Source organism: Streptomyces cellostaticus (genome assembly GCF_001513965.1).
GTDB lineage: Bacteria > Actinomycetota > Actinomycetes > Streptomycetales > Streptomycetaceae > Streptomyces > Streptomyces cellostaticus.
The window spans coordinates 1345-2592 of sequence record NZ_KQ948089.1 but is presented as its reverse complement, the minus strand read 5'-3'; the positions used below and the strand labels follow the sequence as shown (position 1 = coordinate 2592).

The 1248-nt window shown below is 72.0% G+C and carries 1 protein-coding gene; it reads right to left on the bottom strand.

The features are described 5' to 3' along the window. Window positions 1–1248, bottom strand: a 1248-nt coding sequence (locus AQI88_RS42055) for a beta-ketoacyl synthase N-terminal-like domain-containing protein (protein WP_167357519.1), incomplete at both ends; no start/stop codon positions are given.

Below are 1248 nucleotides of genomic sequence, written 5' to 3'. Positions count from 1 at the left end.
AGCGCGTGCCACACCCGAGACGACCGACCCCGCAGGCACCCCGGCGGTCAGACTCTCCAGCCCCGTCACCAGCTCCCCGCGGTCACCGCCGACCACCACAGCCCGGTGCTCGAACACCGACCGCGACACCGCCAACGACCAACCCACGTCGGACACGTCCAGTTCGGGCCGGGCCACAACCCACTCGCGCAACCGACCGGCCTGCGCCGCCAGTCCGTCCGCCGACCGACCCGACACCATCCACGCACCGGCGCCGGACACCACCGGTGCCGTGCCCTCGGCGCCCGCCTCAGGCACCTCGTCCCCAAGCTCAGCGGCCTCAACGGCCGGAGCCTCCTCGACGATGATGTGCGCGTTGGTGCCGCTGATCCCGAACGAGGACACACCGGCTCGGCGTGGACGCTCCCCCAGGGGCCAGGGCACGGACTCGGCCAGCAGTTGCACCTCACCGGCCGACCAGTCGACATGCGACGACGGCTCGTCCACGTGCAGTGTCTGCGGCAGCTGTTCGTTCTGCAACGCCAGCACCATCTTCATCACGCCGGCCACGCCTGCGGCTGCCTGCGTGTGTCCGATGTTGGACTTCACCGAGCCGAGCCACAGCGGCTGTTCCGCCGGCCGGTCCTGGCCGTAGGTGGCGATCAGCGCCTGCGCCTCGATGGGGTCGCCGAGCTTGGTCCCCGTGCCGTGCGCTTCCACCACGTCCACGTCGGCAGCCGACAGCCGGGCGCTGGCCAGGGCAGCCCGGATCACCCGCTGCTGCGCGGGACCGTTCGGCGCGGTCAGACCGTTGGACGCACCGTCCTGGTTGATCGCGCTGCCCCGCACCACCGCCAGCACCGGATGCCCCAGCCGCCGGGCATCGGACAGCCGCTCCACCACCAGCATCCCCACGCCCTCGGCCATGCCCATGCCGTCCGCGTCCTCCGAGAACGCCTTGGACCGCCCGTCCGCCGCCAGCCCGCGCGCCTGGGAGAACGCCAGGAACCCATCAGGGGTCGCCATGACCGTGATCCCGCCGGCCAGAGCCAGCGAGCACTCCCCGGACCGGATCGCCTGGGCGGCCAGGTGCAGTGCCACCAGCGACGACGAACACGCCGTGTCCACCGTCACCGCCGGACCCTCAAGCCCCAGCACGTACGACACCCGGCCGGACAGCACACTCGTCGCGTTGCCGGTCATCAGGTGCCCCTCGGCACCCTCGAACTCTCCCTCGCCCTCCAGGCTGATCGCCACGTACCCGGATGC